At 68.6% G+C, this 26,288-nt stretch carries 24 protein-coding genes; 15 read left to right on the top strand and 9 right to left on the bottom strand.

From position 1 onward, the window contains the following. Nucleotides 1–4 precede the first annotated feature (4 nt). The 6 genes from FU260_RS10925 to FU260_RS10900 form a co-directional block, all read right to left on the bottom strand. Nucleotides 5–409 (bottom strand): RidA family protein, encoded by a 405-nt coding sequence (locus FU260_RS10925; RefSeq protein ID WP_147917089.1) that lies wholly within the window; start codon nucleotides 407–409, stop codon nucleotides 5–7. Nucleotides 410–487: 78 nt separating this feature from the next. Further along, the gene (locus FU260_RS10920; protein ID WP_147917088.1) at nucleotides 488–1,675 is read right to left on the bottom strand and encodes an alanine racemase; all 1,188 of its coding nucleotides are present in this window, start codon (nucleotides 1,673–1,675) and stop codon (nucleotides 488–490) included. Between the two features lie 4 nt (nucleotides 1,676–1,679). Next, entirely contained in the window at nucleotides 1,680–2,867 is a 1,188-nt protein-coding gene (locus tag FU260_RS10915) for a M20 family metallopeptidase (RefSeq protein WP_147917087.1), read from the bottom strand. Next, on the bottom strand, nucleotides 2,867–3,697 hold the full coding sequence (locus FU260_RS10910) for a carbohydrate ABC transporter permease (RefSeq protein ID WP_147917086.1): 831 nt from the start codon (nucleotides 3,695–3,697) through the stop codon (nucleotides 2,867–2,869). Before FU260_RS10910 ends, FU260_RS10915 begins: the two co-directional genes overlap by 1 nt. Continuing rightward, a complete protein-coding gene (locus FU260_RS10905; protein ID WP_147917085.1) occupies nucleotides 3,694–4,620 on the bottom strand; it encodes a carbohydrate ABC transporter permease in 927 nt (308 codons plus the stop codon). The genes FU260_RS10910 and FU260_RS10905 overlap by 4 nt, the downstream gene beginning before the upstream one ends. Before the next feature lie 73 nt (nucleotides 4,621–4,693). Beyond that, a complete protein-coding gene (locus FU260_RS10900; protein WP_235912199.1) occupies nucleotides 4,694–5,971 on the bottom strand; it encodes an ABC transporter substrate-binding protein in 1,278 nt (425 codons plus the stop codon). A gap of 143 nt (nucleotides 5,972–6,114) precedes the next feature. On the opposite strand from FU260_RS10900, the gene FU260_RS10895 reads away from it, so the two are divergent. The 4 genes from FU260_RS10895 to FU260_RS10880 all read left to right on the top strand — a co-directional run bounded on the left by FU260_RS10895 (nucleotide 6,115) and on the right by FU260_RS10880 (nucleotide 9,781). Beyond that, complete coding sequence (locus tag FU260_RS10895; RefSeq protein ID WP_147917084.1) at nucleotides 6,115–6,807, top strand: helix-turn-helix transcriptional regulator; 693 nt, start codon at nucleotides 6,115–6,117, stop codon at nucleotides 6,805–6,807. Between the two features lie 304 nt (nucleotides 6,808–7,111). Continuing rightward, nucleotides 7,112–8,539, top strand: coding sequence for a purine-cytosine permease family protein (locus FU260_RS10890; protein WP_147917083.1), 1,428 nt, complete (start codon nucleotides 7,112–7,114; stop codon nucleotides 8,537–8,539). A 33-nt stretch (nucleotides 8,540–8,572) separates the two neighbouring features. Further along, nucleotides 8,573–9,454, top strand: a complete 882-nt coding sequence (locus FU260_RS10885; RefSeq protein ID WP_147917082.1) for a polysaccharide deacetylase family protein — start codon at nucleotides 8,573–8,575, stop codon at nucleotides 9,452–9,454. Nucleotides 9,455–9,532: 78 nt separating this feature from the next. Beyond that, on the top strand, nucleotides 9,533–9,781 hold the full coding sequence (locus tag FU260_RS10880; RefSeq protein ID WP_210418247.1) for a GNAT family N-acetyltransferase: 249 nt from the start codon (nucleotides 9,533–9,535) through the stop codon (nucleotides 9,779–9,781). A 4-nt stretch (nucleotides 9,782–9,785) separates the two neighbouring features. On the opposite strand, the gene FU260_RS10875 is transcribed toward FU260_RS10880, so the two are convergent. From FU260_RS10875 to FU260_RS10865, 3 genes are all read right to left on the bottom strand, one after another. After that, nucleotides 9,786–10,634, bottom strand: coding sequence for a fumarylacetoacetate hydrolase family protein (locus FU260_RS10875; protein ID WP_147917080.1), 849 nt, complete (start codon nucleotides 10,632–10,634; stop codon nucleotides 9,786–9,788). A gap of 73 nt (nucleotides 10,635–10,707) precedes the next feature. Continuing rightward, the gene (locus tag FU260_RS10870) at nucleotides 10,708–11,562 is read right to left on the bottom strand and encodes a carbohydrate ABC transporter permease (RefSeq protein ID WP_147917079.1); all 855 of its coding nucleotides are present in this window, start codon (nucleotides 11,560–11,562) and stop codon (nucleotides 10,708–10,710) included. After that, complete coding sequence (locus FU260_RS10865; protein WP_147917078.1) at nucleotides 11,562–12,542, bottom strand: carbohydrate ABC transporter permease; 981 nt, start codon at nucleotides 12,540–12,542, stop codon at nucleotides 11,562–11,564. The genes FU260_RS10870 and FU260_RS10865 overlap by 1 nt, the downstream gene beginning before the upstream one ends. Nucleotides 12,543–12,856: 314 nt before the next feature. Here FU260_RS10865 and FU260_RS10860 point away from each other — a divergent pair, with 314 nt between their 5' ends. The 11 genes from FU260_RS10860 to FU260_RS10810 all read left to right on the top strand — a co-directional run bounded on the left by FU260_RS10860 (nucleotide 12,857) and on the right by FU260_RS10810 (nucleotide 26,286). Then, the gene (locus FU260_RS10860; RefSeq protein WP_168211737.1) at nucleotides 12,857–14,194 is read left to right on the top strand and encodes an ABC transporter substrate-binding protein; all 1,338 of its coding nucleotides are present in this window, start codon (nucleotides 12,857–12,859) and stop codon (nucleotides 14,192–14,194) included. Nucleotides 14,195–14,205: 11 nt separating this feature from the next. Continuing rightward, a complete protein-coding gene (locus tag FU260_RS10855) occupies nucleotides 14,206–15,282 on the top strand; it encodes a Gfo/Idh/MocA family protein (RefSeq protein WP_147917076.1) in 1,077 nt (358 codons plus the stop codon). Beyond that, complete coding sequence (locus FU260_RS10850; protein WP_147917075.1) at nucleotides 15,279–17,507, top strand: heparinase II/III family protein; 2,229 nt, start codon at nucleotides 15,279–15,281, stop codon at nucleotides 17,505–17,507. The genes FU260_RS10855 and FU260_RS10850 overlap by 4 nt, the downstream gene beginning before the upstream one ends. Then, the gene (locus tag FU260_RS10845; RefSeq protein ID WP_210418246.1) at nucleotides 17,500–19,131 is read left to right on the top strand and encodes an amidohydrolase family protein; all 1,632 of its coding nucleotides are present in this window, start codon (nucleotides 17,500–17,502) and stop codon (nucleotides 19,129–19,131) included. The genes FU260_RS10850 and FU260_RS10845 overlap by 8 nt, the downstream gene beginning before the upstream one ends. Beyond that, a complete protein-coding gene (locus FU260_RS10840; protein WP_147917074.1) occupies nucleotides 19,128–20,516 on the top strand; it encodes a hypothetical protein in 1,389 nt (462 codons plus the stop codon). The genes FU260_RS10845 and FU260_RS10840 overlap by 4 nt, the downstream gene beginning before the upstream one ends. After that, nucleotides 20,513–21,832, top strand: a complete 1,320-nt coding sequence (locus tag FU260_RS10835; RefSeq protein ID WP_168211736.1) for an aspartate aminotransferase family protein — start codon at nucleotides 20,513–20,515, stop codon at nucleotides 21,830–21,832. The genes FU260_RS10840 and FU260_RS10835 overlap by 4 nt, the downstream gene beginning before the upstream one ends. Then, on the top strand, nucleotides 21,829–22,581 hold the full coding sequence (locus tag FU260_RS10830; RefSeq protein WP_147917072.1) for a 6-phosphogluconolactonase: 753 nt from the start codon (nucleotides 21,829–21,831) through the stop codon (nucleotides 22,579–22,581). Before FU260_RS10835 ends, FU260_RS10830 begins: the two co-directional genes overlap by 4 nt. Then, entirely contained in the window at nucleotides 22,574–23,332 is a 759-nt protein-coding gene (locus tag FU260_RS10825) for a sugar isomerase domain-containing protein (protein ID WP_147917071.1), read from the top strand. Before FU260_RS10830 ends, FU260_RS10825 begins: the two co-directional genes overlap by 8 nt. Before the next feature lie 98 nt (nucleotides 23,333–23,430). Beyond that, complete coding sequence (locus FU260_RS10820; protein WP_147919433.1) at nucleotides 23,431–23,895, top strand: SRPBCC family protein; 465 nt, start codon at nucleotides 23,431–23,433, stop codon at nucleotides 23,893–23,895. Nucleotides 23,896–24,134: 239 nt separating this feature from the next. Continuing rightward, nucleotides 24,135–24,575, top strand: a complete 441-nt coding sequence (locus FU260_RS10815; protein WP_168211735.1) for a CBS domain-containing protein — start codon at nucleotides 24,135–24,137, stop codon at nucleotides 24,573–24,575. A 241-nt stretch (nucleotides 24,576–24,816) separates the two neighbouring features. Beyond that, on the top strand, nucleotides 24,817–26,286 hold the full coding sequence (locus tag FU260_RS10810; RefSeq protein ID WP_235912198.1) for a DHA2 family efflux MFS transporter permease subunit: 1,470 nt from the start codon (nucleotides 24,817–24,819) through the stop codon (nucleotides 26,284–26,286). Nucleotides 26,287–26,288: the final 2 nt, after the last annotated feature.

Raw genomic sequence — 26,288 nt, 5'->3', positions numbered from 1 at the left:
AGTTTCACTGCCCGATGACGGCCATCCCGTCGATCTCTACGAGCATCTGCGGCCAGGGCAGGCCGACGAACACCGTGGTGCGGGCGGGCAGGGTCCCCGACGGGGTGTGCTCACGGACGAATGCCTCGTAGGCCTCGTTCATACCCGCGAACTCCGACTGGTCGGTGAGGAAGACCCGCAGGGAGATCACGTCGTCGAAGGTGCCACCGGAGGCTTCCACGATGTGGCGCACGTTCTCGAGCGTCCGCCAGGTCTGCCGGCCCACGTCGCCTGGAAAGACGTACTCCCCTGTCTCCGGGTCCTGCGGACCCTGACCGGAGATCTGCACGATCGGCCCGGCGTGGACCCCCTGGGAGAACGAGTGGGCGGCCGCGGGTGCTTTCGTGGTGGACAGTGCCTTCTTCACGATGGTGACAAACCTCCAAGTTGGTCATGCGTCAGCGATCTGCCCGGGTGCAGACCCGGGCAGCGGTCAGGTGATGGCGGTCTAGAAGTGGGAGTGGATCGCGCCGACGGCGCGGTAGTGGTCATCCACCAGCAGCGCGCGGGACCACTTGTCGTGCAGGGTGCACGGGTGCGAAGTGCCGAGGGCGACCAGTTCCCCCACGGCGGGCTCCTGACCAGCAGGGGTGCGCAGGAAAGTGTGGTGGTCGTTCAGCTCGAATACCTCGCTCCCCTGGAGCCGGTGGAAGCTACCGTCACGCCGGTAGCCCAGTGCGGTCGGGAGGTCCTGGTCGTACGGCACGTCCCGCCGGCCCGCATTGAGGAGGACCAGCCCCGGCTCGGGCACGGACAGAACCTGGGCCCAGACCTCGCCGGCGGGTCGGAACGCACGCGGACCAGAGGCCCCGAGCGGTGAGAGCCGACCGTACAAACCATGATCGTGGGTCAGGTAAGCGCCGCTGCGCAGCACTGTCCGGACCGGCCTGTCCAGGTACCGCACCCGGCCGAAGACCTCGGCGACCACATCGAAGTAGAGACTGCCACCAGCGGTGAGCAGGTACTCCGTGGCCGCGGAATCCAGCAACCCGGCAGCGCCCAGATTCTGGAACTCTGCGGTCACGCCCCGCAGATACTCCCGCACGGCGTCCAGGGCCTGAGCGTCGCGCGCGTGGCTCACGCTGCCCTCGTACCCCGCCACGCCTACCAGAGCCAGGCTGTCCGACGCCGCGACTGCCTCAGCGACTGCTCGCACGGTGGCGGAGTCTCGGCACCCGGCACGACCGCCGTCGTGCCCGATCTCGATCACCACCGGCAACGCCGGTCCTGAGTCGAGCGCATCCTCGAGCAGGCGCACCCCGGCGACGGAGTCCACATAGCAGCAGAACTCGAAGTCCTCGTCAGTGGCGAGCTGGCGCTGGGCCCATCGGGCGAACGCTGCATCGACAAGCTGGTTGGCCAGCAGGATGCGGCGAGCTCCGGCTTCGTGGAACACGCGGGCCTGGCCAGGCGAGGCCACGCTTACGCCCCAGGCCCCGGCTCCCTCCTGCAGGTGCCACAGCTCTGGCGAGACATGCGTCTTACCGTGGGGGGCCAACGACACCTCGTGATCGCGGCAGTAATGCGCCATGACTTCGGCGTTGTGGCGCAGCGCGGACTCTTTGAGGAGAAGGGCAGGCCACTCCACTCCGGAGTCGGGCGCGAACACCAACGGGCCGGTCTCGGCAGATTCCATTTCCTCAGACCTCCTGGGGCGTCTGCACCGGGCGGAACATCACCGCTCGGGCGATATCGACGGCGCGGGCTAGCTCGGTCAGATCGATCGACTCGTCCGGGGTGTGGGCATCGGTGATTGATCCAGGGCCCATGACCAGCGCGGGAATCCCGGCAGCCGCGATCTTGCTGGCATCGCTGCCCCACCCGGTCCCGATCGGCGCTGGGTCGTGACCGGCGCTCCCCAGCTCGGCGCAGACACCGGCGAGGAACGGATCACGGGGATCGTTGTCCAGTGCCAGGTCGGTGAGGAACGGTGGTTCGACGGTGACGCTGCTGCCGAACTGTGCCTTCACCCGATCGTGGAGCTCACGCCACACCTGCTGCGGGTCCTCCCCTGGTAGCGTGCGCCGGTCCAGGCTCACCGCACACTGGTTCGGCACCGTGTTCGGGCCGGTGCCGCCGCTGATCAGGGAGGGCACCAATGATGCTGGCCCGACCAACGGATGGGTGTGGCCGTCGAGCTCGGGCGTGATCTCCTCCGCCAGATAGCTGATCACTCGGGCGACAGTCTCGATCGGGTTCTCGATCCCCCAGGGACGCGAGCTGTGCCCGCCAGGGCCCTCCGCAACGATCCGGCAGCGCATCACGCCTTTGTGCGCCACCACGGCACGCAGGTCGGTCGGCTCACCAATGACGGCGCCGCGCACCTTCGCAGGTCCCCCGCCCAGGTCCTCGAGCAACTGGAGAACGCCGCGGTAGGCGTGCTCCTCGTCCACGACGGCGGCCACGATGACAGTGGACGGCGGCGGTTCGGGTGCATGCGCGACGTCCCGTAGTGCGGTCAGAAACGCCGCCAACGGCCCTTTCGCATCGCACGCCCCCCGGGCGTAGAGCCGGCCGTCCCGCACTGTGGGGGTGAACGGCGGGGTACTCATGTGCTCGGTCTCGACCGTGTCCAGGTGGGATTCGAACAGGACCGCGGTGCTCGGGTCTCGCCCGGGCACGGTGGCCACCACGTTGCTGCGTCCGTCCAGGACCGGGCTCAGTACGGCCTCGATCCCCTGCGCAGCACACCAGTCGGCGATGTGCTGCGCCAAAGGTGTCTCTGCCGGGAGGGCCTCCCCTCGCGGATTGACGCTGGGAATCGCCACCAGCTCGGAGAGCAAGGTGGTGGCCTCGCTGTTCACCAGGTCACCGGATTCTGTCATCATCAGCCCTTCACCGCCCCGGCCGTCATACCGGCCACCACGTACTTCTGTCCGAGCAGCGCCATCACGATCATCGGTGCCGTGATGCTCACACACGCTGCCATCAGTGCACCCCAGTCGATGCTGGCGTAGCCGATAAAGTTGAAGATCGCCACCGGCAGGGTCCTGGTGTCGTTGCCGGAGAGCACCAGTGCGAACACAAAGTTGTTCCACGAGAAGATGAAGGACAGGATCGAGGAGGTGGCGATACCCGGAACCACCAAGGGCACCACGATCCGGCGGAAGGCCCCGATATGAGTCAGGCCGTCCACCCGCGCAGCCTCTTCGAGCTCCTCCGGGACTCCTTCGAATACGCCGATCATCACCCACACGATCAGTGGTACCGCGATGAACATGTGGGAGATGATCAGCGAGCTGTACCCGCCCACCATGCGCATCGAGGCGAAGATGAAGTACCAGGGCACCAGCAGCGTCACGTGCGGGATGACCCGGGAGAGCAGGATCATGCCGGAAGACTTCACCATCCCGAACCGCTGCATCGAGTAGGCCGCCGGTACGCCGATCAGCAGCGAGAGCGCTGTGGATCCCACGCCGATCACCAGGCTGTTGATGAAGAACTGCAGGAAGTCCGCCTGCGCGAACACTGAGACGTAGTTCTTCAAGGTCGGACTGAAGGAGAACGTGCTACTCGGATCGTAGATATCGATGTTGGTCTTGAACGAGGCCAGCAGCATCCACGCGATCGGCGCCAGGCAGATCAGACCGAACACGATCAGGAACACCGTCCGGAACCGGACGAACCCTCGGGACTCGATCGAGGTCGCGGTCTTCATCGCTGCGCCTCCTTCCGGCGCACGGTGAGCACTGCGAGCACGATCACGATGAGCAGGAAGTACAACAGCACTAGGGCTGCCGCCATGCCGTACTCGTTGTAGTCGAAGCTGAGCGCGTACGCGTAGATGTTCAGCGTCTCCACCTCGTGTGCGGACCCACCGCCGGTGCCCTTGGTCACGTAGAGCAGATCGAAGGTCTTCATCGCATCGATGCTGCGCAACAGCAGCGCAGCGATCACCGTGGTCTTCAGCATCGGCAGCGTCACGTGCCAGAAACGCTGCCAGCTGGAGGCGCCGTCGATCCGAGCGGCCTCCTGCTGTTCCTCGGGCAGACCAACGAGCCCGGCGAGCAGGATGAGGATCACCATCGGTGTCCACTGCCAGACGTCCACCAGCATCAGCGTGGGCAGGGCCGTCGACGGGTCGGAGATCCAACCCTGGGCGGGGATGCCGAGCCAACCGAGCAGCTGGTTGGCGAAACCGACCGTCGGCTCGAAGATCAGGAGCCACATCATCGCCACCGCCACCGGCGTAGCCACCAACGGCAGCAGCATGATGACGCGGATCACGCCGCGTCCCAGGAAGGGGCGCCGGAGCAGCAGCGCCACGGCCGTACCGATGGTCATCTCCAGCGCGACGGCCACGGCGGTAAAGATCGCTGTGCGCCACACGGCCGGCCAGAACCGTTCGGTATCGCTGAGGATGCTGAGGTAGTTCTCGAACCAGACGAAGTCGAAGGCTCGCTGGATCGATCCCTCGGCGTCCGTAAAGCTCAGCACCACCGTGTACAGCAATGGCAGCACCATCAGCGCGATGACGAACACGATGGCCGGGGTGGCGAGTACCCACTTGCGGTGCCTGTTCGCCCAGTCCGAGAAGCCCTGCCAGGGCGCCCGGCGCCTGCTGGTCAACGCTGTGCTCATCTGCGCACCTCCTTCAGATCGGTTCACGGGTGGAACTCCCGCCCGCCTGCGTTGGCGGGAGCCATGGCGTCGCTCAGTCCTCGTTCTCCTCCGCGAGGAACTCGGTGAACGCCTGGTCCGCCGTGTCCAGGGCAGCCTCGATGTCGCCGCCCTCGATACCGGTCACGATCGGCTCGCCGACGATGTCCCGAGCGCGGCTGACGTTCAGCACCACCGGATGGCTGTAGCCCACACCGACCTCGGCGCTCGTCCGCTGGGCCTCGGCGAGATCCTCCGGAATGTCGGGTACCTCCGCCTCCCAGGCCGAAGCACGCGCGCCGATGACGCCGTTCTCCTGGGCCAGCAAGGTGTTCTCCTGGTTCGTGGCCCACCGGATGAACTCCCACGCACCTTCGTGGTTGGTGGAGCTCTCCGGGACTGACAACGCCCAGGACGGCACGTTCGTGGGGTGTGATCCCGCCGGGCCGGCGGGGAATGGTGCGAACCCGACCGTGTCGCTCACCGTCGAGTTCGAGGGGTCGGTGGCGTTGGTGTAGAGGCTGTCCGCCTCGGTGTAGAAGGCGGCTCGGCCCTGGGTGAAGATCCCCATCGCCTCCGGCCAGCTCATGTTCGTCACTCCGGGCGGGCCGTAGTTCCGGAGCATGTCCGTGTAGAACGTGTACGCCTCGCGCGCCTCAGGAGTGCCGATACCGGAAGAGCCGTCCTCGGCCTCCCAGTCAGCACCGTAGCTATAGAGGAAGCTGGAGAACTGCGTCACCGCAGCGGCTCGGGCGCCTCGGGAGACAAAGCCGAACACATCATCGTTCTGCTCCTGGATCGTGCGCGCCGCCTCTTCCAACTCCTCGAGGGTCTCCGGTACCTCCAGGCCGGCCTCCTCGAGCAGGTCGGTGCGGTAGTAGAGCACCTCCCGCTCCGTGGCCAGCGGCACGCCGAGCACACGCTCGTCCACGGTGACCGAGTCCCGTGGACCCTCCTGGAAGTCGCTCCAGTCCCACTCCTGATCACCGGCGGCCTGCTCGGTGAGGTCGGCGAGCCAGCCGTTCCGGTCGAAGGTTCGGATCTCCTGCAACGGGCGGACCATCATCACGTCGATGTCATCCGCGTTGGCGTTCAACCGGACGTTGAGCTGCTGAGAGAGCTGGTCCTCGGTATAGGACGTGACCTCGACGGTCAACCCGCTCTCGGCTTCGAACTCGTCGACGTTGGCCAGCACAGCATCGGTCCACGGGTGGTTTGCCACAGAAACGTAGATGGTGTCGTCGTCTCCACCACCACTGCACCCGGCCAGAACCATCGCGCCCGTGGCGATGCTCGCGCCGAGCAGCCACACGCGCCGGTTTCGCACACTCATCGTTTCCTCCATCAGTAAGGTCTGACTTCGTTGTCGGACGAGCGAGGGACCCAGCTCAACCCCGACCTAATGTAACTTCTATCAAGTTAACGGAATTTCTACAGTACGATGAACGCACTGTCAAAACTCACGAGGAGGACCTCATGCCGGCGCACAGGGAGCAGGCTCCCGCTACTACCGGTCGACAGACTTTCGAGAGCGTCGCCGAGCTCTACTCCATGCTGGAACCGGTGATGCGTGCGATCACTGCAGCAGTAGGAGCGCACTGTGAGGTGGTCCTGCACGACCTTTCCGACCGGTCGATGGAGCGCACGATCTATGCCATCGAGAACGGCGACGTCTCCGGCCGGACGGTGGGCGGGCCGTCAACGAACCTCGGTCTGGGGGTGCTGCAGCACGAAGACATCGACCACAACGCCTTCGGTTATCACGGCCGGACCTCGGACGGTCGTGACCTGCACTGTTCGTCGGTGTACTACCGGAACGAGGCCGGCTCCGTGATTGCGGCCCTCTGTATCAATATCGACCTGACAGTGGTCCAGAACGCCCAGGCGATTCTGTCGAGCCTCCTCCCCTCCGACGGCGACGAGGGGCCCCAGGAGATCGTCGGCCCCGACATCCAGATGGTGCTGGAGCAGATGATCGACACGGCGGTCAAAGCGACCGGCAAGCCGGTGAACCTGATGACCAAGGCCGACCGTATCGAGGTGCTCCGTGTGCTCGAGGACCGGGGAGCCTTCCACATCAAGCGCGCCGTCGAACGGGTCTCGGCGCGCCTGGGAATCTCGAAGGTCACCGCATACAGCGACCTGGACTCCGTCCGGAGCGGGCGGTAGCTCCCGGGTCGCCAGGCTCAGCCTCGGCCCGCGGACCCTTCGTGCGCCGGCGCTGTGGAGGACCGCAGGATGAGCCGGGTCGGTTCGTGCGCCAACATCTGTGTGCACCTGGCCTGGTCACCGATCATCGATGCATCCCGGCTGATGCCGGCCGAAGTATCTGCGCCGTGCTGAGCGGGACACCGACCAGCGGGAACGGCGCGCGTCCGCGGAAAACGTTCGCCCACTCGCTATGGTCCCGACAACCCCACTAGATCGAGCCGCTGCCTGACACGCCCGACTTCTGCAGCGGGACGGAGGACCGATGAGTTCAAAGACGAACCCGACACCGAGCGAGGAACAGCTCGGCTACGAACACGACGAGTACATGCTTGAGCCGGTCCCCCGGTCGGCGCGGCGCAAGACGATCGGCATCGCCGCGATCTGGGTCGGCTTCGGCTTCGTGGTCACCGGCCTGATCGTCGGCGGGCAGCTCGCCGGGCAGGGTGACCAACCGGGCATGACGCTCGGCGGTGCGGTCGCCACGATCTCCATCGGCGAGCTGGTCCTGTTCACCCTCACCGTGCTGCTCGGCATCCCGGCGATGCGCACCGGCTTCAACCTCGCGCTGCTGTCCAAGGTGTCCTACGGCGACCGCGGATTCATTCTGCCGATGGTCTTCATGGCCCTGCTCACCCTCGGCTGGTTCGCCTCGATCCTCGGCATGATCGGGGAGATCTGGGGGGTGCTGCTCGGCAACCCGACCGGGATCACCGTGATCGATCCCGCCAGCTTCGGCCGCGCCGACGTCGCCCCGGTCTCCCTCGAGGTGGTGCTCACCTGCGTCGCCTTCGGAGCGCTGTTCACCTGGACCGCCTACCGCGGCATCTCGATGATCGAGAAGGTCGCCCTGCCGGTCGCACCGTTGCTGCTGGTGGTCGCGCTCTATGCCGGGGTCGGCATGCTGAACGACAACGGCGGCTGGGGCGCCATGGTGGACGAGGCTTCCACCCGCAGCGGCCTGCCGATGGGTACCGGGATCACGATCGTGGTGGGTGCCTGGATCGCCGGGGCGGTGATGGGCGCGGACATCATGAGGTTCGCCAAGAACGTCCGCGCTGTGGTGATCGGAGCGGCCGCGGCGTTCATCCTCACCAACCCGCTGCTGAACGTCGTCGGCTATATCGGCTCGATCGCCACCGGCGACTCCAACTTCGTGAACTGGATGTACACCCAGGGCATCCTGCTGACCATCATCGGGGTGGTGGTCTGGACCACCTCGCTGTGGACCACGGAGAACTCCGAGCTGTACTCGAACTCCCTCTACACCGGACCGGTGCTGCACGGCTTCGGCGTGAAGGTCAGGCGGTCCAAGCTGGTGCTCATCGTTGGCGTGGTCGGCACGGTCCTTGGCTCGCTGGCGTTCTACCAGCTGTTCTTCAACGACTTCATCACTGTGCTCGGCGCCGCCTTCGTGCCGCTCGTCTCCCCCATCATCGCCGACTACTTCCTGCTCCGGCGGGGCGCGTTCACCCCCACGAGCTATCGCGAGCAGCCGGCAGTGCGCTGGTTCGCGGTGACCTCGTTCGTAGTCGGTGCCGCCTCCGGCCTGCTTTTCCAGTACGTGTGGCCGCTGCCCGGTGACTTCTCGGCCAGCCTGGCCGCGCTGGTGATCGCGTTCGTGGTGCACGTCCTGCTGCACACGCTCGCCGGCTCACGCAGGCCAGCCACTCCCGCACCCGCCCGCGACTGACGAACCCACTCACCACGAGGAGGAGACCCGCACATGTCCAAGGAGATCAAGGTCTGCATCGGCGTCCATGTGGACGCGGTGGCCGGATGGCTCGGCTCGTACGGCGGGCAGGACTCGCCGAACGACATCCAGCGTGGCATGTTCGCCGGCGAGGTGGGTGTGCCACGGCTGCAGCGACTGTTCGAGCGGCGGGGTCTGCCGGCCACCTGGTTCGTCCCCGGGCACTCGATCGAGACCTTCCCGGACCAGATCGGCGCCGTCGCCGCGGCCGGATTCGAGATCGGCTGCCACGGCTACAGCCACGAGAACCCGGTGACGATGAGTGCGCAGCAGGAGTCCGATGTGCTGGCGAAGAGCGTGCAGCTGGTGGAGCAGCTCACCGGCGCGCCGCCCCGTGGGTTCGTGGCGCCGTGGTGGGAGATGGGCGAACGCACCGCCCAGCTGTTGCTCGAGCACGGCTTCACCTATGACAACTCCCAGTCCTACGACGACTTCAGCCCGTTCTACGCCCGCGTGGGCGACACCTGGACGAACGTCGACTACAGCAAAGGGGCCGAGGAGTGGATGAAACCGCTGGTCCGCGGCCACGAGGTGGACCTGGTGGAGATCGCCGCCAACTGGTACGTGGACGATCTGCCGCCGATGCTGTTCATCAAGGCGAACGCGAACTCGCACGGGTTCGTCTCCCCGCAGGTAATCGAGCAGCTGTGGAAGGACCAGTTCGACTGGGTCTATCGGGAGATGGACTACGGGGTGTTCCCGTTCACCATCCACCCGGACGTCTCCGGCCGCCCGCAGGTGCTGCTGATGCTGGAACGCCTCTTCGACTACATCAGCGGCCATGACGGCGTCGAGTGGATGACGTTCGAGCAGGTGGCCGACGACTTCCGCAGGCGGGTGCCGTTCGGCGGGTGAGAGTCGGTACGGCCCGTGGCCTCCCACCGACGGTCGCCCGGAGCTCGCGAGACGCCAGTTGTGCTGGGGGTGCGGCGCGTGCTGCTGGGCCGGCTCGCTGTCGACCGACGTGCTCAAGGCTCGGGCCTCGGCCGACTTCTGCTCCGTGACGCCGTGCTGTCCACCCTCGCCGCGGCTGACCGCGTCGGGGTCCGACTGCTGCTGGTGCATGCGCTGCACGAGCGCGCTGCACGTTTCTACCAGGCCCTCGGCTTCCGCCAGTCCCCCACGGACGCGCTGCACCTGTATCTGCTGCTCAGCGATGCCAGAGCATCACTCGAGAGCTGAAGCCCTACGCCCCCGCCACCGGGTTGAGCTGCTCCCCCAGCCCTTCGCCCCACACGCGCACGCTGTCTCCTGCCGCCAGGTAGCGCGGCGGGCTCTGCCCCATACCCACCCCCACCGGAGTACCGGTGAGCACCACGTCCCCCGGGTACAGGGTCATGTACTGGGAGATGTACCGGATCGCCAGCTCGACGTCGAAGATCATGTCCGCGGTACTGGCGTCCTGGTAGGCGGTCCCGTTCACGTCCAGGCCGATGCGCACGTCCTGCGGGTCGGGCACCTCGTCACTGGTCACCAGGTACGGGCCGAGCGGGCAGAACGTGGGGCAGTTCTTCCCTTTGTCCCAGGTGCCGCCGCGTTCCAGCTGGAAGTGACGTTCGGAGAGGTCGTTGGCGAGCACGTACCCGGCCACGTACTCCAGCGACCGCGCGTCATCGGGCAGGTAGGCGGCCTGCCGCCCGATCACCACCCCGAGCTCGACCTCCCAGTCGGTGTGCTCACTGCCACGCGGCACCAGAATCTCGTCGGTGGGTCCGACCACCGTGTCGGGCGTCTTCAGGAACAGGATCGGCTCGGTGGGCATCGGCGCACCGGACTCCCGCACGTGCTCGGCATAGTTCGCACCCACGCAGACGATCTTCCCCGGCTGTACCGGCGCCCCCAGCCGCACCTGATCGGCGGGCACGCGCTCCGCTCCCCCAGCCAACGCCGCGCGCCCGGCCACAGTCCAGTCCTCGATCGAGGCGCCCGCGCCGAAGGCGGCACCCAGACCCTCCACCATCAACGCCACGCTGCCGTCGCCGTCCAGCACACCGGACCGCCGTCGACCATCCACGACTACCGACACAAACTTCATCTCGTCCCTTCCTTCACCTGTGACACCCCGCCGCCGGTCATCCGTACCGGCCACCCGGGCCGAGGCGATCGCCTCATCCCTTCACCGCCCCGCCCATCGAACTCAGGATCCTCCGCTGCAGCACAATGAAGATGGCGATCACCGGCACCAGGGACATCACCGTGCCGGCCGCCAGACCGCGCATATCGGTACCGGTCACGCCGGTGAGATAGGCGATCCCGAGGGCGATCGGGAACTTGTCCTGGGTGGTGAGTACCACCAGCGGCCAGATGAAGCTGTTCCACACCGAGATGAACCCAAGGATCGCCAGCACCGCCATCGTCGGCTTGGTGATCGGCAGGGCGATCCGCCAGAAGATCCCCCACTCGTTCGCGCCGTCGATCCGGGCGGCCTCGATGATCTCCCCCGGCATCTCGGCGAAGGTCTGGCGGAGCAGGAACACGCCCAGCGAGCTGAGCAGTGCCACCAGGATGACGGCGGTGTAGGAGTCGGTCAGGTCCAGCTGGCTCATCACCAGGAACCGGGGCACGAGCATGATCTCGGCCGGCATGAACATCAGGGACAGGAACAGGATGAAGAACACCCCGCGGCCCCGGAACCGCATCCGCGCCAGCGGCCAGGCGGTCATCGCCGAGACCAACAGGTACAGCGGGATGGTGATCACCACGTAGAGCACCGAGTTGAGCAGCATCCGCGCGAACGGGATCAGCGTCCACGCATCCACGAACCAGTCGAAGACCGGCGGCAGCGGAACGATCGAGGGTGGGAAGCCGTAGACCGACTGGGTCTCCGGCTTCATCGCCGTGGACAGCAGCAGCACGAACGGGCCCACGAAACCCAACGCCACCACTGCCAGCAACAAGTAGAGCAGGCAACGCCGGACCCAGAACGACGCGGGCCGCTGCCGGCGGACGGTGTCTGCGCTCATCAGTCTTTCCTCCGGGTCACCGTCAGGTTCAGCAGCGCGAACCCGATCATCAGCACCCACATGAAGATCCCGACCGTGTTCGCATAGCCCATCTGGCTGCGTTCGAACGCGAGGTGCCAGATGTAGTAGCCGAGCGTCAGCGTGGCGTCCTGCGGACCGCCGCGGGTCATGATGTAGACGGTCTCGAAGTTCTTCATCGCTTCGAGCATCCCCAGCGTCAAGGTCACCGCGAAGAACGGCATCAGCGCCGGCACGATGATGTGCCGCAACCGCTGCAGCCCACTCGCGCCGTCGAGGGTGGCCGATTCCAGGTGCTCCCGCGGGATCCCCTGCAGTGCGGCGAGGTAGATCATCATGTAGAAGCCCATGTTCTTCCAGCCCTCGATCGCCACCACCGTGGGCAGCGCCCAGCTGGTGTCGAGGAGGAAGTCCACCGGTCCCAGGCCCACCAGGGAGAGCAGCCAGTTCACCACTCCCGCCTGGTTGAGCAGGAACCGCCAGGCGACCGCGACGGCCACCATCGAGGTCACCACCGGGAGGAAGTAGGCCACCCGGAACGACTGGATACCGGGCACCTTGAGGTTCACCAACAGCGCCAGGAACAGCGGCACCACCACTGCCAGCGGGGTGTAGAGCACCAGGAAGAGCAGCGAGTTCGTCAACGCGTGGTGGAACCGCGGATCCACCAGCAGCCGCTCGAAGTTCTCCAGCCCGACGAACGTCGGCGGGGAGATGATGTCGTAGCTGGACACCGACATCTGCAGCGCCAGCACCACCGGCCAGGCGAAAATGATCGCGAACAGCACCAGGCCCGGAAGCATGAACAGATAAGGCGTGTACCAGCGCCCCTGGGTCACGCGACTGCCGCGCGGAGCACCCGGACGGCGGCGAGCACGGCGCCGTTTTCGCCGGTCCGCAGCCGTCTCGGCCGACGGCGGTGCAGGCTTCCCGCCCAGCACCGGGCCCAGATGGTCCGTCATCGGCACCTCCCTCTCCGGTGTCCGCGGCAGCAGACGAGATTCGCTGTGCCGCTTGCCGCCAAGCCGCTGCGCTTGCTTCCATAACCTGGGTTTCAGATCGTGTCGCACAGTCTGGACAGGCTCGCTATGGCTTGTCAATACCTCAGCACAACGCACTCAACGCGCAAGAAACCGCGCCGGGCGTCATGGTTGACGCCTCCGCCACTCCATGCTTCACTCTGTCGCTAACGCATGTTTTTGACATCCCACCTCGGGTACACCGTCCGGTCGTCGACGACCGCACCACCATCACCGACACCTTCGAGCGAGGAATCATGAGCACATCCGCATCGAGGCGAGCGCGCCTGACTCGCCGCACCTTCCTCGGCGGCACCGCAGCCGCCGCCACCCTGACCACCACGGCCTGCATCAGCGGCGAGGAGGATCCCGACACCGGCGGCGGTGGCGGGGAGGCCGGCGAGGAGTTCGCCGGCACGGTGGAGTGGTGGACGATCAACCTGCAGGCCAACTACGCGGACTACATCCAGGGCCTGATCGACGCTTACACCACCGAGCACCCCGACGTCACGATCAACTGGGTGGACGTGCCCGGCCAGGACATCAACACCAAGCTGCTCGCGGCACTGGCCAGCGGTGAGGTCCCGGACGCGGTGAACTACACCAGCGACACCGTGGGCCGGTACGCCGGTGCGATGTCGGACCTGAACGAGTTTTTCAGCGAGGAGGACCTCGGCGCCTACCAGGAGTCGCTGGTGCAGCCGCTGACTACCCCGGACGGCACGCTGGCGGGCATCCCCTGGTACAACGGCGGCGCCGAGCTGGGCATGTACCGCAAGTCCGCACTCGAGCCGGTCGGCTTCGATCCGGAGAACCCGCCCACCACGTGGGACGAGGCGCTCGAGCTCGCCGAGCAGTACCGGGACGAGACCGGCGAATACGGCGGCAACCTGATGGCCTACTCGGACACGATCCAGTCCGAGGGGATCACCCTGCTGAACGAGGACCGGACCGCCGCGGCCTTCAACACCCCGGAGTGCGTGGAGGTGCTGGAGAAGTTCAAGGTCTCCTTCGACTCCGGGGCGATCGCTCCCGGTGTGCTCGGCAAGGACCCGCGCAACTACGAGCAGTCCCTGGTGAACGAGCAGATCGCCTTCAACCCCTCCCGGGTCTCCAGCCAGCTGCTGAACGTGGAGAACAACGCCCCGGACGTGTACGAGGACCTGGCCGTGGCCCCGGCCGTCACCGGCCCTCCGGGGATCCAGTACCTGCAGTCCCAGCAGATCTTCGGCATCCCGCAGGACTCCGAGAACAAGGCCGCAGCAGCCGCCTGGCTGAAGTTCGTCACGAACGCCGAGAATCTGCTGGAGTTCTGCAAGCTGGTGCCGATCTTCCCCTCCACGCCGGCCTCCCTGGAGGACCCGTACTTCACCGATATCGACACCAGCACCCCCGCCGGTCAGGGCCGGGCGATCCTGGTGGAGACCTTCCCCGCACTTGAGGACGGAGGCCTGCAGTCGCACAACGACGTGGTGCTCCGGGAGATCTTCGACGAGGAGATCCGCGCGTTCATGAACGGCGGCAAGAGCGCCGAGGAGGCGCTCACCGCCGCTGAGGAGCAGTGGAACACCGAGCTGACCAGCAACCAGCAGTAGATCGAGGAGGTATGAGCAGCATGGACGGGCTTCGCATCGGACTGATCGGTGCCGGTGTGATGGGTCAGGGCAACGCCAGGGCCCTCTCCGGTGAACGGGACGTGCAGATCACGGCCGTGGCCAGCGGCAGCAGGTCCAGCGCCGAGGCGCTGGCCGGCCAGATCGATCAGGCGGTTCCGCCTACTGTGCACGACGACGCGGCCTCCTTGGTCGCGGATCCGCAGGTGGATGCCGTGGTCGTCACCACCCCCGACCATCTGCATGCCGAGGCGGTGATCGCCGCTGCCGAGAACGGCAAGCACGTGCTCTGCGAGAAGCCGTTCACCACCTCGGTGGCGGAGGCGGACCGGGCGGTGGCGGCAGTGCGCAAGGCCGGTGTGGTGGCGATGTGCCTGTACAACCACCGCTGGGTGCCGGCCTACGCCCAGGCCCGCGAGCTGCTCGACGATCTGGGCGAGGCCGCAGTGGGCTACGCCCGCAAGGACGACACCCTGTTCGTCCCCACCGAGATGCTCTCCTGGGCGGATCAGACCACCTGCGCCTGGTTCCTCTCCAGCCACGACATCGACCTGATGAGCTGGTTCATCGGCGATCGCGTCACCTCCGTCTACGCCACCGCCCGGTACGGCAAGCTGCGCTCTCTGGGTATCGACACCCCGGACGCGGTGCAGATCCAGGCGCAGTACTCCCGGGGTGCAGTCGCGACCTTCGAGTCCGCCTGGATCTACCCGAACACCTTCCCCACCATGGTCGACTCCTACGTCACGCTCGCCTGCGACGGCGGGGTGGTGCAGCTGGACCGGCAGAAGGAGAACATCACCCTCGCCACCGATTCCGGCTACAGCCACCCACGGAACATGCTGCAGCGGGTCACCCACACAGTGCCGGCTGGGGCCTACCGGGACGCGATCCGGCACTTCGTGGACTGTGCCCGCACCGGCACCGAGCCGCTGATCCCGCTGGAGGACTCCCGGGACGTCACCGCGGTGCTGGAGGCAGCGCACGAGTCGATTCGCACGCGTCGCCCCGTGGACGTCCCGGCGCGGCCGGACGGCGCGGTGCCCCGGCCGGAGCCGAGCGCGCGATGAGCCAGCAGCCACCCGCCGGCGAGAAGGCAGTCGCGGGCCAGCGTCCCACCGAACAGCCGCCGCCCACGGGCCCGGAGAACCCCCGGCACATCGATGCCCGGATCACCGCGATCTCGCTGGCGGACCTGGCCACCAGCCTCGGCCTGCCCCGGGAGCCGGACACGATCGCCGACCTCCGTGCCCAGCTCACCTTGCACCCGCCGGTGTGGAACCTGGCCGACTGGGCCCGCGGCAGCCGGGACACCGACGCCGGCGCCGAGGCGATCCGCGCAGCTGACGCGCTGGTGGCCGACGGCATCGACGTCACCGGCGCCGAGCTCGGCCGCTCCCGCCGGTACGGCTTCCACTACCTGCGCTGGCTGGACCCGCTGGCCCGCGCCTACGCCCTCACCGGCGACCCGCGCTACCCGCAGACCTTCTCCACGCTGATTCGGCGGTGGGAGTCGGTCCGGGACAGCCTGACCGGCGAATGGGCGGGCCTGGACGTCATCTGGTACACGCTCGGCTGCTGGTGCCGGTCGACAGTGCTGCTCCCGGCGCTGGCGGCGTTCGCCGATGCGCTCGACGACGACGGCTGGCTGACCACGCTCACCACGGTGATCGGCGGCGCCCGCTGGATGGCCGAGGAGCACACCGCGTTCCGGCACGGCAACTGGCAGCTGGTGGCCGCCACCCAGCTGCTGCACACCGGGCACGTGCTCCCCGACCTTGCCGAGGCACCCGGTTGGCGCAGCCGAGGGTTCCAGCTGATCCGCGAGCACCTGGCGCTGGACTTCTACCCGGACGGCGGACACTACGAGCGCTCCCCCGGCTATCACCTGATGTGCCTGCGCAACCTGCAGCTCGCTGCCGCCGCCGACCGCCAGTACGGCACGGGCGAGCTGGCCGCCCACCCCCGCCTGCACCAGGCGCACCAGTGGATCGCCACCCTGGTCACCAGCGCCGGTTGGGCGCCGGCATTCCAGGACTCCCCAGTGGAGTGGCCCGGCGATGTGCTGCTCCGCGGTGCCTGGCTGCTGCAGGACGCGGACCTGCTGCGCACCGCCCGTGCCGTCCTGCCCCCAGCACTCTTCGAGCGCGAGCTCGCCTGCCTGCCGGCCTCGGCCGCCAGCTGGGCCCAGAACGCCCGCACCGATCCGCCCAGCGAGGCCATCCCCGGCACGGCGACGAACGCCGTCGCGCTGCCCTACTCCGGCTACACGCTGCTGCACACCGAGCCGGGCCTGCGTGCGGTGATCAACCACGGACCGCACGTGGAGCACGAGCTGGAGTCGCACTCCCACCGGGCCGTGCTGGACCTGGTGCTCGACCGCGCCGGAACGCCGCTGCTCTGGGAGGCCGGTGGCCCGCCGCACTACGACGATCCCGACTACCAGTCCTGGTTCCAGGCCGCTGCCGGCCATAATGCGGTCAGCCGGGAGGGCCACCCGCTGGACACCGAACGCCGGGCCACCGGGCGGCACCAGATGGGGGCAGGGTTCGCCGTCTTCCTCGGCAGCCAGCACGGTTACGGCCTGGAGCAGAGGCGCACCGTGATCGCCAGCTCGCACCTGGGCCCGATGCTGATCGTGCGCGACCGCGCCGAGACCGCGCCCACCGGGCAGGAGACGTTCACCCTGCGCTGGCACGCGCCCACTGACTGGGCCGCCGGCGGCGGGCACTGGCGCACTGCGGACCTGCTCCTGCTCACCGACGCTCCGGCGACCCAGACCGGGGCACACCTCGGTGACGCCCGCCTGCCCGGCGAGTACGGCCACGCCGACTACGCCCCGCTGAGCTCGGTCGTGCTGACCAACACCACCGGCAACTTCGACACCGTCCTGCTGCCGCGCGAACCAGGTCTCGAGGCACCGGAGCTCGTCCGGTCCGGCGAGCTGCTCGTGCTCCGGCGGGAATCGGTGGAGGTCACCGTGGCAGAGCAGTGGGTGGCCCAGCACACCACCGACGCTGCAGGGAGCCGGGCACTGCTCGGCTGGGGTGTGCAGCATCTGGACTGGCAGGAGCTGGCGCTTCGCGCCACCAGCGAGGTGGACCTCACCTGGACGTCCGACGCCGCAGCGTTCACCGCCGCCGTCACCTGCGGGGCCCGGTGCACGATCAGCCTCGGCGCCTCGGTCACCGGCCTGCACCTGGACGGGATCGAGCTGGAACCGGGCCGCGATGCCTCCGGCGCCCTCGTGCTGCCGTACGCCGGCACCTGGACCGTGACGGGTCACCATGGCTGAACCGTCTCTTCCTGCGCTCTGGGACGCGCATATGCTCGCCGGCCGGCTGCCCGGTGCGGTCAGCTCCGCCGCGTTGGAGGATCTGGCCGGTTTCGGCATCACCGGTGGCCTCGCCGGCGCTGTGGCCTCGATGTTGCACGACTGCGAACGAGGCAACGCCGAGCTCGCCGCAGAGCTGCCCGACCGGCGTGGCCGGCATGACTGGCGGTTGTGCTGGACGCTGACTACGGATGTGGGCACCACGCTGCCGGGGATGCGCGCACAGGTGCAGGCCGCCCGGGACGCCGGCGCCGCAGCGGTCACCCTCTACCCCCGCACCCACGACTTCGCGCTGGACTCCCTCGATCCGGCCTGGGAGCTGCTCGAGACGGCCGGCCTGCCGGTCGTGATCGACCGTCCGGAGATCGCGTGGAACGAGCTGGCCACCCTGGCCGCCCGCCACCCGGACCTGCCGATCGTGGTGAGCTGGATCGGCTACCGCGAGCTCCGCCGTCTGGCGCCGTTGCTGCACCGGCATGCCAACCTGCACCTGGACACGGTGAACTTCTCCACCCACCAGGGCTTCGACTGGTTCGTCAGCGAGTTCGGCGCGCAGCGGCTGCTGTTCGCCACCGGCGCCCCGCGCCGGGATCCGGGTGAGGCGATCGCGCAGCTGGCCTGGTCCGGGCTCAGCGCCGCCGACGTGGACCTGGTGGCCGGCGGCAATGCCCGACGTCTGTTCGGCGAACCGGCCACCGATCGTTCCGCAGCCGCCACCGCCTCGCGGATCACCGCCGCCGCCCGCCCGGCCACCACCGGCTCCGAGCTCCGCGCTGCAGCCGACCACCGCCGCCCGGTGCACCGCCCGGTGATCGATGCGCACGCACACGCCGGCCCGTACAGCCTGTTCCACATCCCCGAGTCCGACCCGGCGAGCATGGTCGCGGTGATGGCCCGCACCGGGGTGGACCAGGCAGTGCTCTCCACCAACCGCGCCATCCAGGAGGACTCCCGGCGCGGAAACGACGAGACCGCCCGAGCGGTCGCCGACTTCCCGGACCAGCTGCTCGGCTACGGCGTGGTCAACCCGTGGCAGGACCCGCAGACCGAGCTGGACCGGATCATCGATGATCCGCGCTTCGTGGGCATCAAGCTGCATCCGGACCTGCACGAGTACCCGCTCACCGGGCAACGGTACGACCCGGTGTGGGAGTACTCCGCGCGCACCGGGTGCCCGGTGCTCACCCACACCTGGTTCGGTTCCCCGTTCGACACTCCGGCGCTGCTGACCGAGGTAGCGCAGCGGCACGGGGACATCACCGTGCTGATCGGGCACAGCGGCGCACTGCCGGCCGGGTACGAGGAGTCGGTGGCGGTGACCCGGGAGGTACCGGGCGCCGTCCTGGAGATCTGTGGCTCGTACATGAACGCCCGAGTGATCGAGTCCTTCGTGCACCAGGTCGGCGCGCACCGAGTGGTGTTCGGTTCAGACTTCCCGTTCATCGACCAGCGCGTCTCGCTGGGCCGAATCGCCTACTCTGCTCTGGCACCGGCGGACCTGGACGCGGTCCTGGCCGGCAACGCTGCCCTGCTGTTCGACTGGCGCACCGCCGAGGGGCGTGCCCGGAGAGAGACCTCGCGATGATCACCTCACCCACCGGCCCCGAGCCCGGCCGCGACCTGACCATCGGCCTGTTCGGCCGCCGACCGCTGGTGGCCACGATGCTCGAGGCTGCCGACCAGCTGCGCGAGCAGGACCCGGAGCTGGGCGTGCGGTTCGTCACCGGGGTGCACACCACGATGGCCGAGGCGCGGGAGAAGTTCGAACGCCAGGCCGACCGGATCGATGCCGCCGTGTTCCCCGGCCCGATGCACTTCGATCTGGCCGGTGCGGCCGGCTACCGGTCCGTGCCTTCCTCCTTCGTGCGGCTGACCGGTGCCGCGCTGTACGCCACCCTGCTGCGCGCCACCGTGCACGAGGGGGTGGACGTGCGCCGGGTGAGCATCGACTCCCTGCCCGCCGACGCCGTCACCGAAGCTTTCCGCGAGCTCGCCCTGCCGGACGTGGACGTCCCGGTCGCCCCGTACCGGCGGCCCGAGGACGTCCAGGACTACTTCGACTTCCACGCCCAGGCGCAGGCCTCCGGGCAGACCAGCTGCGCGCTCACCACGATCATCGAGGTGGAGGAGGCCCTCGCCGCGGCCGGCCTTCCGGTGGTGCGGATCACGCCGACGCTGGCCACAGTGCGCGGGGCGGTGGACTCGGCGATCTCCCAGGCCCGGGGCACCCGGCTGGAGGAGCAGCAGATCGCGTTCATCGTGGTGCAGCTGATCAGCCCGTCGGCCGATGGCGCCCCAGCGGTCTCCACCTACTGGCAGCAGCAGGGCAGCCTGGACGTGCACCGGATCCTCATCGACGAAGCGCGCACTGTGGGTGGGACGGTGGCGCGGCGCTCGGACACCGAGTTCGTGGTGACCACCACCGCCGGCGGGGTGGGCCGGCTCACCGGGCAGCTGATCTGGGCCCCGTTCCTGCAGACGGTGCGCACCCGGGTCGGGATCCCGCTCGCGATCGGGCTGGGCACCGGACGCACGGCCCATGCCGCCGAGGCGAACGCCTTCACCGCGCTGGAAGCCTCCGCTCGGGCCGAGGGCACCGAGGTGCTGCTGATCGACGCCGACGGGGAGCGCACCGGTCTCGGCCTGGACAACGCGCCGCCGGTGGCCGTGCGTGCTCCCGCCGAGGAGAAGTCCGGCGCCCTGGCCGCACGGGTGGCCCAGGGTGTGCGCGACGGCGATCCGCACCCGGCCGATCAGCCCTACCTGGAGGTGGGGGCCGAGGAGGTCGCTCGCGCGCTCGGCGTGACCGCGCGCAGCGGACTGCGCACGATCAAACAGTTGGTGGAAGCCGGGTACGCATGGCCGCTTCCGCCGCAGGTCTCCCCCACCGGCGGCCGCCCCCGGCAACGGTTCCGGCTGCTCAGCCGCACGCTCACCGCACCCGACGCATCGGAGGAACACTCGCTATGACCCGCTCCACTGCCCGTTCCGAGGCGCTCTTTGCGCGCGCGCAGCGCACGATCGCCGGCGGTGTCTCCAGCGACGCCCGCCGGATGCCCGGCGTCCCGCTGTTCGTCGACCACGCCCACGGCGCCGAGCTGTGGGACGTCGACGGCAACCGGTACATCGACTACGTGCTCGGCCAGGGCCCGAACCTGCTCGGGCACGCCGCCCCCGAGGTGCAGGAGGCGGTCACCATGCAGGTCACCCGCGGGATCACCTACGCCGCGCAGCACGAGCTGGAAGCAGAGGCGGCCGAGCTGATCTGCGAGATGGTGCCGTGCGCCGAGCTGGTGCGGTTCAACAGCGTCGGCTCCGAGGCGGTGCACGCGGCGCTGCGCCTGGCCCGCGGGCACACCGGCCGGGCGAAGGTGATCAAGTTCGAGGGCAACTACCACGGCTGGCTCGATCCGGTGCTGTACAGCGTGCACCCCGATCCGGAAGCGGCCGGCAGCCCGCAGGCACTGCGCGCCGTGCCGGGCAGTGCCGGGCAGACCCCGCACGGAAGTGACGAGCTGATTCTGCTCCCGCACAACGACCTGGACGCGGTCCGCTCCGCGTTCGCTGCGCACGGCAGCGAGATCGCCGCAGTGATCGTGGAGCCGTTCCTGTGCAACACCGGTGCGATCATGCCGGTCCCCGGCTTCCTGGAAGGGCTGCGGGAGCTGACCACCGCCCACGGCAGCGTGCTGATCTTCGACGAGATCATCAGCGGGTTCCGGGTGGCCCCCGGCGGCGCGCAGGAGCTCCTCGGTGTCACGCCGGACCTGGCTGCTTTCGGCAAGGCGATGGCCGGCGGTATGCAGGTCTCGGCGTTGGCCGGCTCGCGGGAGGTGATGAACTCGATCACCGACGGCACCGTGGCACACGCCGGGACGTTCAACTCCCACCCGGTGGCCATGGCCGCTGCGGTGGCGGTGCTGCGGACGCTGCACGAGCAGCGCGAGTCGATCTATCCGCCGATGATTCACCGTGGCGAGCAGCTGATGGCCGAGCTGCGTGCGGCCGGCCAGGCCGCCGGAGTGCCGTTGCTGGTGGAGGGCACCGGGGCGGTGTTCCAGACCTATCTCACCGAGGCCGACACGGTGCGCAACTACCGGGACTTCGTGGCGACCGACCGCGCCGGGATGGCGCGCTTGCACCAGCGGTTGTTCGACCGGGGGGTGTCGATCGTGCCCCGCGGGCTCTGGTTCCTGTCCACCGAACACACCGACGACCTGCTGGCCGAGACTCTCGAGGCCGTGGCCGCGGCCCTGCCTGGTCTGCAGGAGGAGGAGAACGGATGACCGCAGCATTGCACCCGTTGACCCTGCACCGCCATCGCGGTGCCGCCGAGCTCGGGCAGGCGGCGGGCCGGCACGCCGCCGACCTGCTCGCGGAACTGCTCGCGCAGCAGGACTCGGTGCGGGTGATGCTCGGGGCGGCGCCGAGCCAGGAGGCGACGCTCGCCACGCTGGTGGCCAACTCGCGGATCGACTTCAGCCGGGTGCACGCCTTCCACATGGACGACTACCTCGGCCTGGACCCTGGCGCGCCCCAGGGGTTCGCGAACTGGCTGGCCGATCGGGTGGTGCGCCCGACCGGCGGCAGGCTGCGCCTGCACCGGATGGACACCTCGATGGAGCCGGCCGCCGCGGCAGCAGCCTACGAACAGGCGATGGGCACCGCCGACTTCGACCTGGTGCTGCTCGGACTCGGCCAGAACGCCCATCTGGCGTTCAACGATCCCCCGGCCGACTTCGACCACCCGCGCGCGGCAGCCGTCGTGGCCCTGGACCAGGTGTCCCGGCAGCAGCAGGTGGACGAGGGCCACTTCCCCGACCTGGCCGCCGTCCCCACACATGCGGTCACCGTCACCATCCCCCGGCTGCTGGCCGCACGGACCCTCATTGCCTCCGTCCCCGGGCGGGCCAAGCGCCGCGCGGTCACCGCCACTGTGCACGGCGAGCCCGACCCGCTCGTGCCGGGGACCGCGCTGAAGCTTCACCCCGATGCCCACCTGTATGTCGACGAGGAGGCGGGCGCCGATGTCTGAGTCCGGCGGGAAGCGGTACCTGAGCGAGGTCACCGCGCTGATGCAGCAGATCCTGGCCGAGGAGACGGCGAGTGTGGCTGCGGCGGCGCAGCTGCTCGCCGCGCAGATCCGCGCCGACCGGCTGGTGCACGTGTACGGCCCCGGTGGGCACTCCAACCTGGCTGCGCAGGAGGTGTTCTTCCGGGCCGGTGGTCTGATGCACATCAGCGCGATCCTGGACGAGGGCACCCTGCTCTCCGGCGGCGCCTTACGTTCGATGGCGATGGAGCGCACCCCCGGGTACGGGAAGGTGGTGATCGAGGACTGGCAGCTCGGCGAGCACGATGTGCTGATCCTCGCGAACGCCTACGGCATCAACGCCGCCCTGATCGATGCTGCCCTGACCGCCCGGGAGGCTGGGGTCCGCACCGTGGGGGTCTCCTCCCGGGTGCACGCCGAGCAGACGGCGCCCGACCATCCCGCTCGGCACCCGAGCGGGGCGAACCTGCACGATCTGGTGGACGTGCACCTGGACACCAAGGTGCCGGTCGGCGATGCCGTGGTTCGGGTGCCGGGAGTCGATGAGGCTACCGGTGCGGTGTCCACGTTCGCGAACGCGTTCACGCTGAACTGGCTGATGCTCTCCGTGGTGGAGCTGCTCGCCGGTGATGAGGCGCCGATCCCGATGTGGCGCAGCGGCAACGCTCCCGGCGGGGACGAGGCGAACGCACAGTTCCTCGCCCAGTTCCGCGCCCGGGTGCGGATGCTCTGAGCCGCGGTGGCTGCGCAGGAACGGTGGCAGCACCGGGGCGGCCAGTGCAACGTGCGGCCCGGGTGACGCCTGCGCCGTCGTCATGGTATGAACGATCAATGTCGCCGGAGAGCAACCTTCAACGCGTTGTCAGCGCCGTTCGCGATGTCAGCGCCCCAGCATCCGTCATCTTCGAGCTCATTGCGGATCCGGCTCTACAACCGCGCTGGGACGGTAACGACAACCTGTCGCAGGCGCGGGCGGGGCAACGGGTCCGCGCCGTCGGGGATGTCTTCACCATGACGTTGACCAAGGGCAGCGTCCGAGAGAACCAGGTGGTCGAGTTCACCGAGGGACGGCGTATCGCCTGGCTACCTGCTGCGCCCGGTCAGGAACCGCCAGGACACCTGTGGCGATGGGAGTTGGAGCCGACCGACGCATCGACCACGCGGGTGATCCACACCTACGACTGGACGAGGTTGGTGGACGAACAGAGGATTCCGCGAGCCAAGGCGACGACGTCCGACAAGCTCCAGGCATCTGTGGACCGACTGGCGGCCATCGCCGAGGGCAGGACGACCTGATCGCCTCGCGTCTCTGAGATGAAGGGTCTTCTCGGCCGATGCCGCGTGCCGCCCGCCGGCTCCCCTACCTCCGAACGTGTTGTCGGGTCCGCGAGGCGGGGGCTCGGCCACGTCGAGGGCCTCGGCGAACGGGGCAGGCGCGCCACCTGTCCAGTTCCACCCGCACAGTGCCTGCCATGGCGTCACCGTCCGTACCGGCGCAGAATGGAGCCAGTACGTCCGCCGGCGAAGGAGCGACGATGACCAGCACAGATCCGCAAGCGGACTCCGCCGCCTGCGCGAACCCGTCCGTGGGCCGGGACCAGGCGGCGACCCGGCCGGTGCGGGATGTGATGATCAGCACACCGAAGACCCTGCCCGCGGCGGCGACCGCCGGCGATGCCCGCACCCTGTTCAGTAACCCGAAGGTGCTGTCCGTCCCGCTGGTGGACGGCGCCTCGTTCGCCGGTCTCCTCGACCGGGAGGACCTGCCGGAGTCGGCTACCGACGAGGCACCGATCCGCGGCTTCGCCCGCCGCAGCGTGCCCACGATCACGCCGGAACGCTCGATGCAGGAGGCCCTGGACCTGATGGCCTCCACCGAGACGGTGCGCCTGGTGGTGCTCGCCGACGATGGCCGCACCCTGCGCGGCTTGCTCGCCCTGAACCACGACCGGGATGGTTTCTGCCTAGGGTCCTGAGCACTGTTCAACGCACCCGGGGTGCGTCCTATTCCGGGTGACGTTCCTCGCCCGGAGGCTGCGCCGTCGGCGATGCGAAAATGAGGTTCGCCTGGCTCGGGCGGCGCGAGTATCGTTCCCAGTGGCCATGCGCGTCCCTTGCGGTTGTCCTCAGCTATGACACGCCGGCCCTGAGCAGATCGCCTCGTGCGCAGCCTCGGGCCCCACCACTATCCGCGGTGGCCAGAGAAGGAGTACCAGCGTGTCCAAGTCGGCAAGCCCGATCAGCCACGACGCGCGGGAGCGGCCCCAGGGCACCCCGTCCAGTCCGGGGCTGATCATCGGCGTGATGGTCGTCGCGGCGTTCGTGATGATCTTGAACGAGACGATCGTCTCCATCGCGCTGCCCCATCTGGCGGTGGAGATGGACGTCACCACCAGCGCCGCGCAGTGGCTGATCAGCGGGTTCCTGGTGACGATGGCCGTGGTCATCCCCACCACCGGGTTCCTCCTGGAGCGGTTCACCCCGCGGCAGGTCTTCCTGGTGGCGATCGCCTCCTTCACCATCGGCACCCTGGTGGCCGCGCTGGCGATGAACTTCCCGGTGCTGCTGATCGGCCGGATGGTGCAGGCCTGCGGCACTGCAGTGATGATCCCGCTGGTGATGACCTCGGTGATGAAACTGATCCCGGCCGATCGGCGCGGGGCGATGATGGGCACCATCTCGATCGTGATCGGCGTGGCGCCGGCGATCGGGCCGACCGTCGGCGGGGCGATCCTGCACGCCCTGGGCTGGCGGTGGATGTTCTGGCTGGTGCTGATCCTGGCCGTGGGGATGTTCGTGTTCGGACTGCTCCGGCTGTACGTCCCCAGCGAGACCCGGCGGGTGCCCCTCGACGGTGCGTCCGTGCTGCTCTCTGCGCTCGGCTTCGCCGGCTTGGTCTACGGGCTGTCCTCGATCGGGCAGGGCGGCGGTGTGCTGCCGCCGTGGGCGTCGATCGGTATCGGCGTGGTCGGCCTGGTGCTGTTCGTGCTGCGGCAGCAGCGGCTACAGCGGCAGAACCGCCCGCTGCTGGACCTGCGCACGCTCAGCTACCCGCGGTTCCGGATTGCCCTGATCCTGTCCCTGTTCGTGTTCATGGCGCTGCTCGGCGCGGGCGCGATCCTGCTGCCGATCTACCTGCAGAACGTGCTTCAGCACGACACCCTGGTAGCGGGGCTGGCCCTGCTGCCCGGTGGGCTGCTGATGGCGGCGATCGCCCGGCCGGTGGGGCGGCTGTATGACCGGGTCGGTGCTCGCCCGCTGGTGATTCCCGGTGCCGTGGGGATGACTCTCGCACTCGGGCTGTTCGCCGCACTCGGTGACCAGGCGCCGCTGGTGGCGGTGATCGGTGTGCACATGCTGCTGATGGGGTCGCTGGGGCTGATGATGACGCCGCTGATGACCGATTCGCTCGGTGCGCTCACCGACGACCTGTACTCGCACGGGTCCGCGATCCTCGCCACGTTGCAGCAGGTGGCCGGGGCGCTGGGCAGTGCGGTGTTCGTGACCGTCGCCGCGCTCGGCAGCCAGGGTCCCCCGGGTATTCCGGACGCCCACGGGCTACAGCTCGCGTTCATGGTGGCGGCGTGCATCGGCGTGGTGGCGATCGTGGTGGCGCTGCTGTTCAAGCGGCCGGAGCCGAAGCCGATCGAGGTCGAAGAGCTGACCGGCGGGCCCACCGACGACTGACG

Origin of the sequence: Ruania zhangjianzhongii (assembly GCF_008000995.1) — a bacterium.
GTDB classification, from domain to species: Bacteria; Actinomycetota; Actinomycetes; order Actinomycetales; family Beutenbergiaceae; genus Ruania; species Ruania zhangjianzhongii.
The sequence above is the reverse complement of the archived record's forward strand: the minus strand, read 5'-3'. Positions and strand labels throughout refer to the sequence as shown.

Coding starts and splice junctions, on each gene's coding strand:
- FU260_RS10855 (WP_147917076.1), top strand. CDS start 14,206: ATGAGCAGCATGGACGGGCTTCGCATCGGACTGATCGGTGCCGGTGTG.
- FU260_RS10910 (WP_147917086.1), bottom strand. CDS start 3,697: ATGAAGACCGCGACCTCGATCGAGTCCCGAGGGTTCGTCCGGTTCCGG.
- FU260_RS10835 (WP_168211736.1), top strand. CDS start 20,513: ATGACCCGCTCCACTGCCCGTTCCGAGGCGCTCTTTGCGCGCGCGCAG.
- FU260_RS10890 (WP_147917083.1), top strand. CDS start 7,112: ATGAGTTCAAAGACGAACCCGACACCGAGCGAGGAACAGCTCGGCTAC.
- FU260_RS10895 (WP_147917084.1), top strand. CDS start 6,115: ATGCCGGCGCACAGGGAGCAGGCTCCCGCTACTACCGGTCGACAGACT.
- FU260_RS10885 (WP_147917082.1), top strand. CDS start 8,573: ATGTCCAAGGAGATCAAGGTCTGCATCGGCGTCCATGTGGACGCGGTG.
- FU260_RS10830 (WP_147917072.1), top strand. CDS start 21,829: ATGACCGCAGCATTGCACCCGTTGACCCTGCACCGCCATCGCGGTGCC.
- FU260_RS10860 (WP_168211737.1), top strand. CDS start 12,857: ATGAGCACATCCGCATCGAGGCGAGCGCGCCTGACTCGCCGCACCTTC.
- FU260_RS10915 (WP_147917087.1), bottom strand. CDS start 2,867: ATGATGACAGAATCCGGTGACCTGGTGAACAGCGAGGCCACCACCTTG.
- FU260_RS10900 (WP_235912199.1), bottom strand. CDS start 5,971: ATGAGTGTGCGAAACCGGCGCGTGTGGCTGCTCGGCGCGAGCATCGCC.
- FU260_RS10920 (WP_147917088.1), bottom strand. CDS start 1,675: ATGGAATCTGCCGAGACCGGCCCGTTGGTGTTCGCGCCCGACTCCGGA.
- FU260_RS10865 (WP_147917078.1), bottom strand. CDS start 12,542: ATGACGGACCATCTGGGCCCGGTGCTGGGCGGGAAGCCTGCACCGCCG.
- FU260_RS10845 (WP_210418246.1), top strand. CDS start 17,500: ATGGCTGAACCGTCTCTTCCTGCGCTCTGGGACGCGCATATGCTCGCC.
- FU260_RS10905 (WP_147917085.1), bottom strand. CDS start 4,620: ATGAGCACAGCGTTGACCAGCAGGCGCCGGGCGCCCTGGCAGGGCTTC.
- FU260_RS10870 (WP_147917079.1), bottom strand. CDS start 11,562: ATGAGCGCAGACACCGTCCGCCGGCAGCGGCCCGCGTCGTTCTGGGTC.
- FU260_RS10815 (WP_168211735.1), top strand. CDS start 24,135: ATGACCAGCACAGATCCGCAAGCGGACTCCGCCGCCTGCGCGAACCCG.
- FU260_RS10825 (WP_147917071.1), top strand. CDS start 22,574: ATGTCTGAGTCCGGCGGGAAGCGGTACCTGAGCGAGGTCACCGCGCTG.
- FU260_RS10850 (WP_147917075.1), top strand. CDS start 15,279: ATGAGCCAGCAGCCACCCGCCGGCGAGAAGGCAGTCGCGGGCCAGCGT.
- FU260_RS10820 (WP_147919433.1), top strand. CDS start 23,431: ATGTCGCCGGAGAGCAACCTTCAACGCGTTGTCAGCGCCGTTCGCGAT.
- FU260_RS10840 (WP_147917074.1), top strand. CDS start 19,128: ATGATCACCTCACCCACCGGCCCCGAGCCCGGCCGCGACCTGACCATC.
- FU260_RS10875 (WP_147917080.1), bottom strand. CDS start 10,634: ATGAAGTTTGTGTCGGTAGTCGTGGATGGTCGACGGCGGTCCGGTGTG.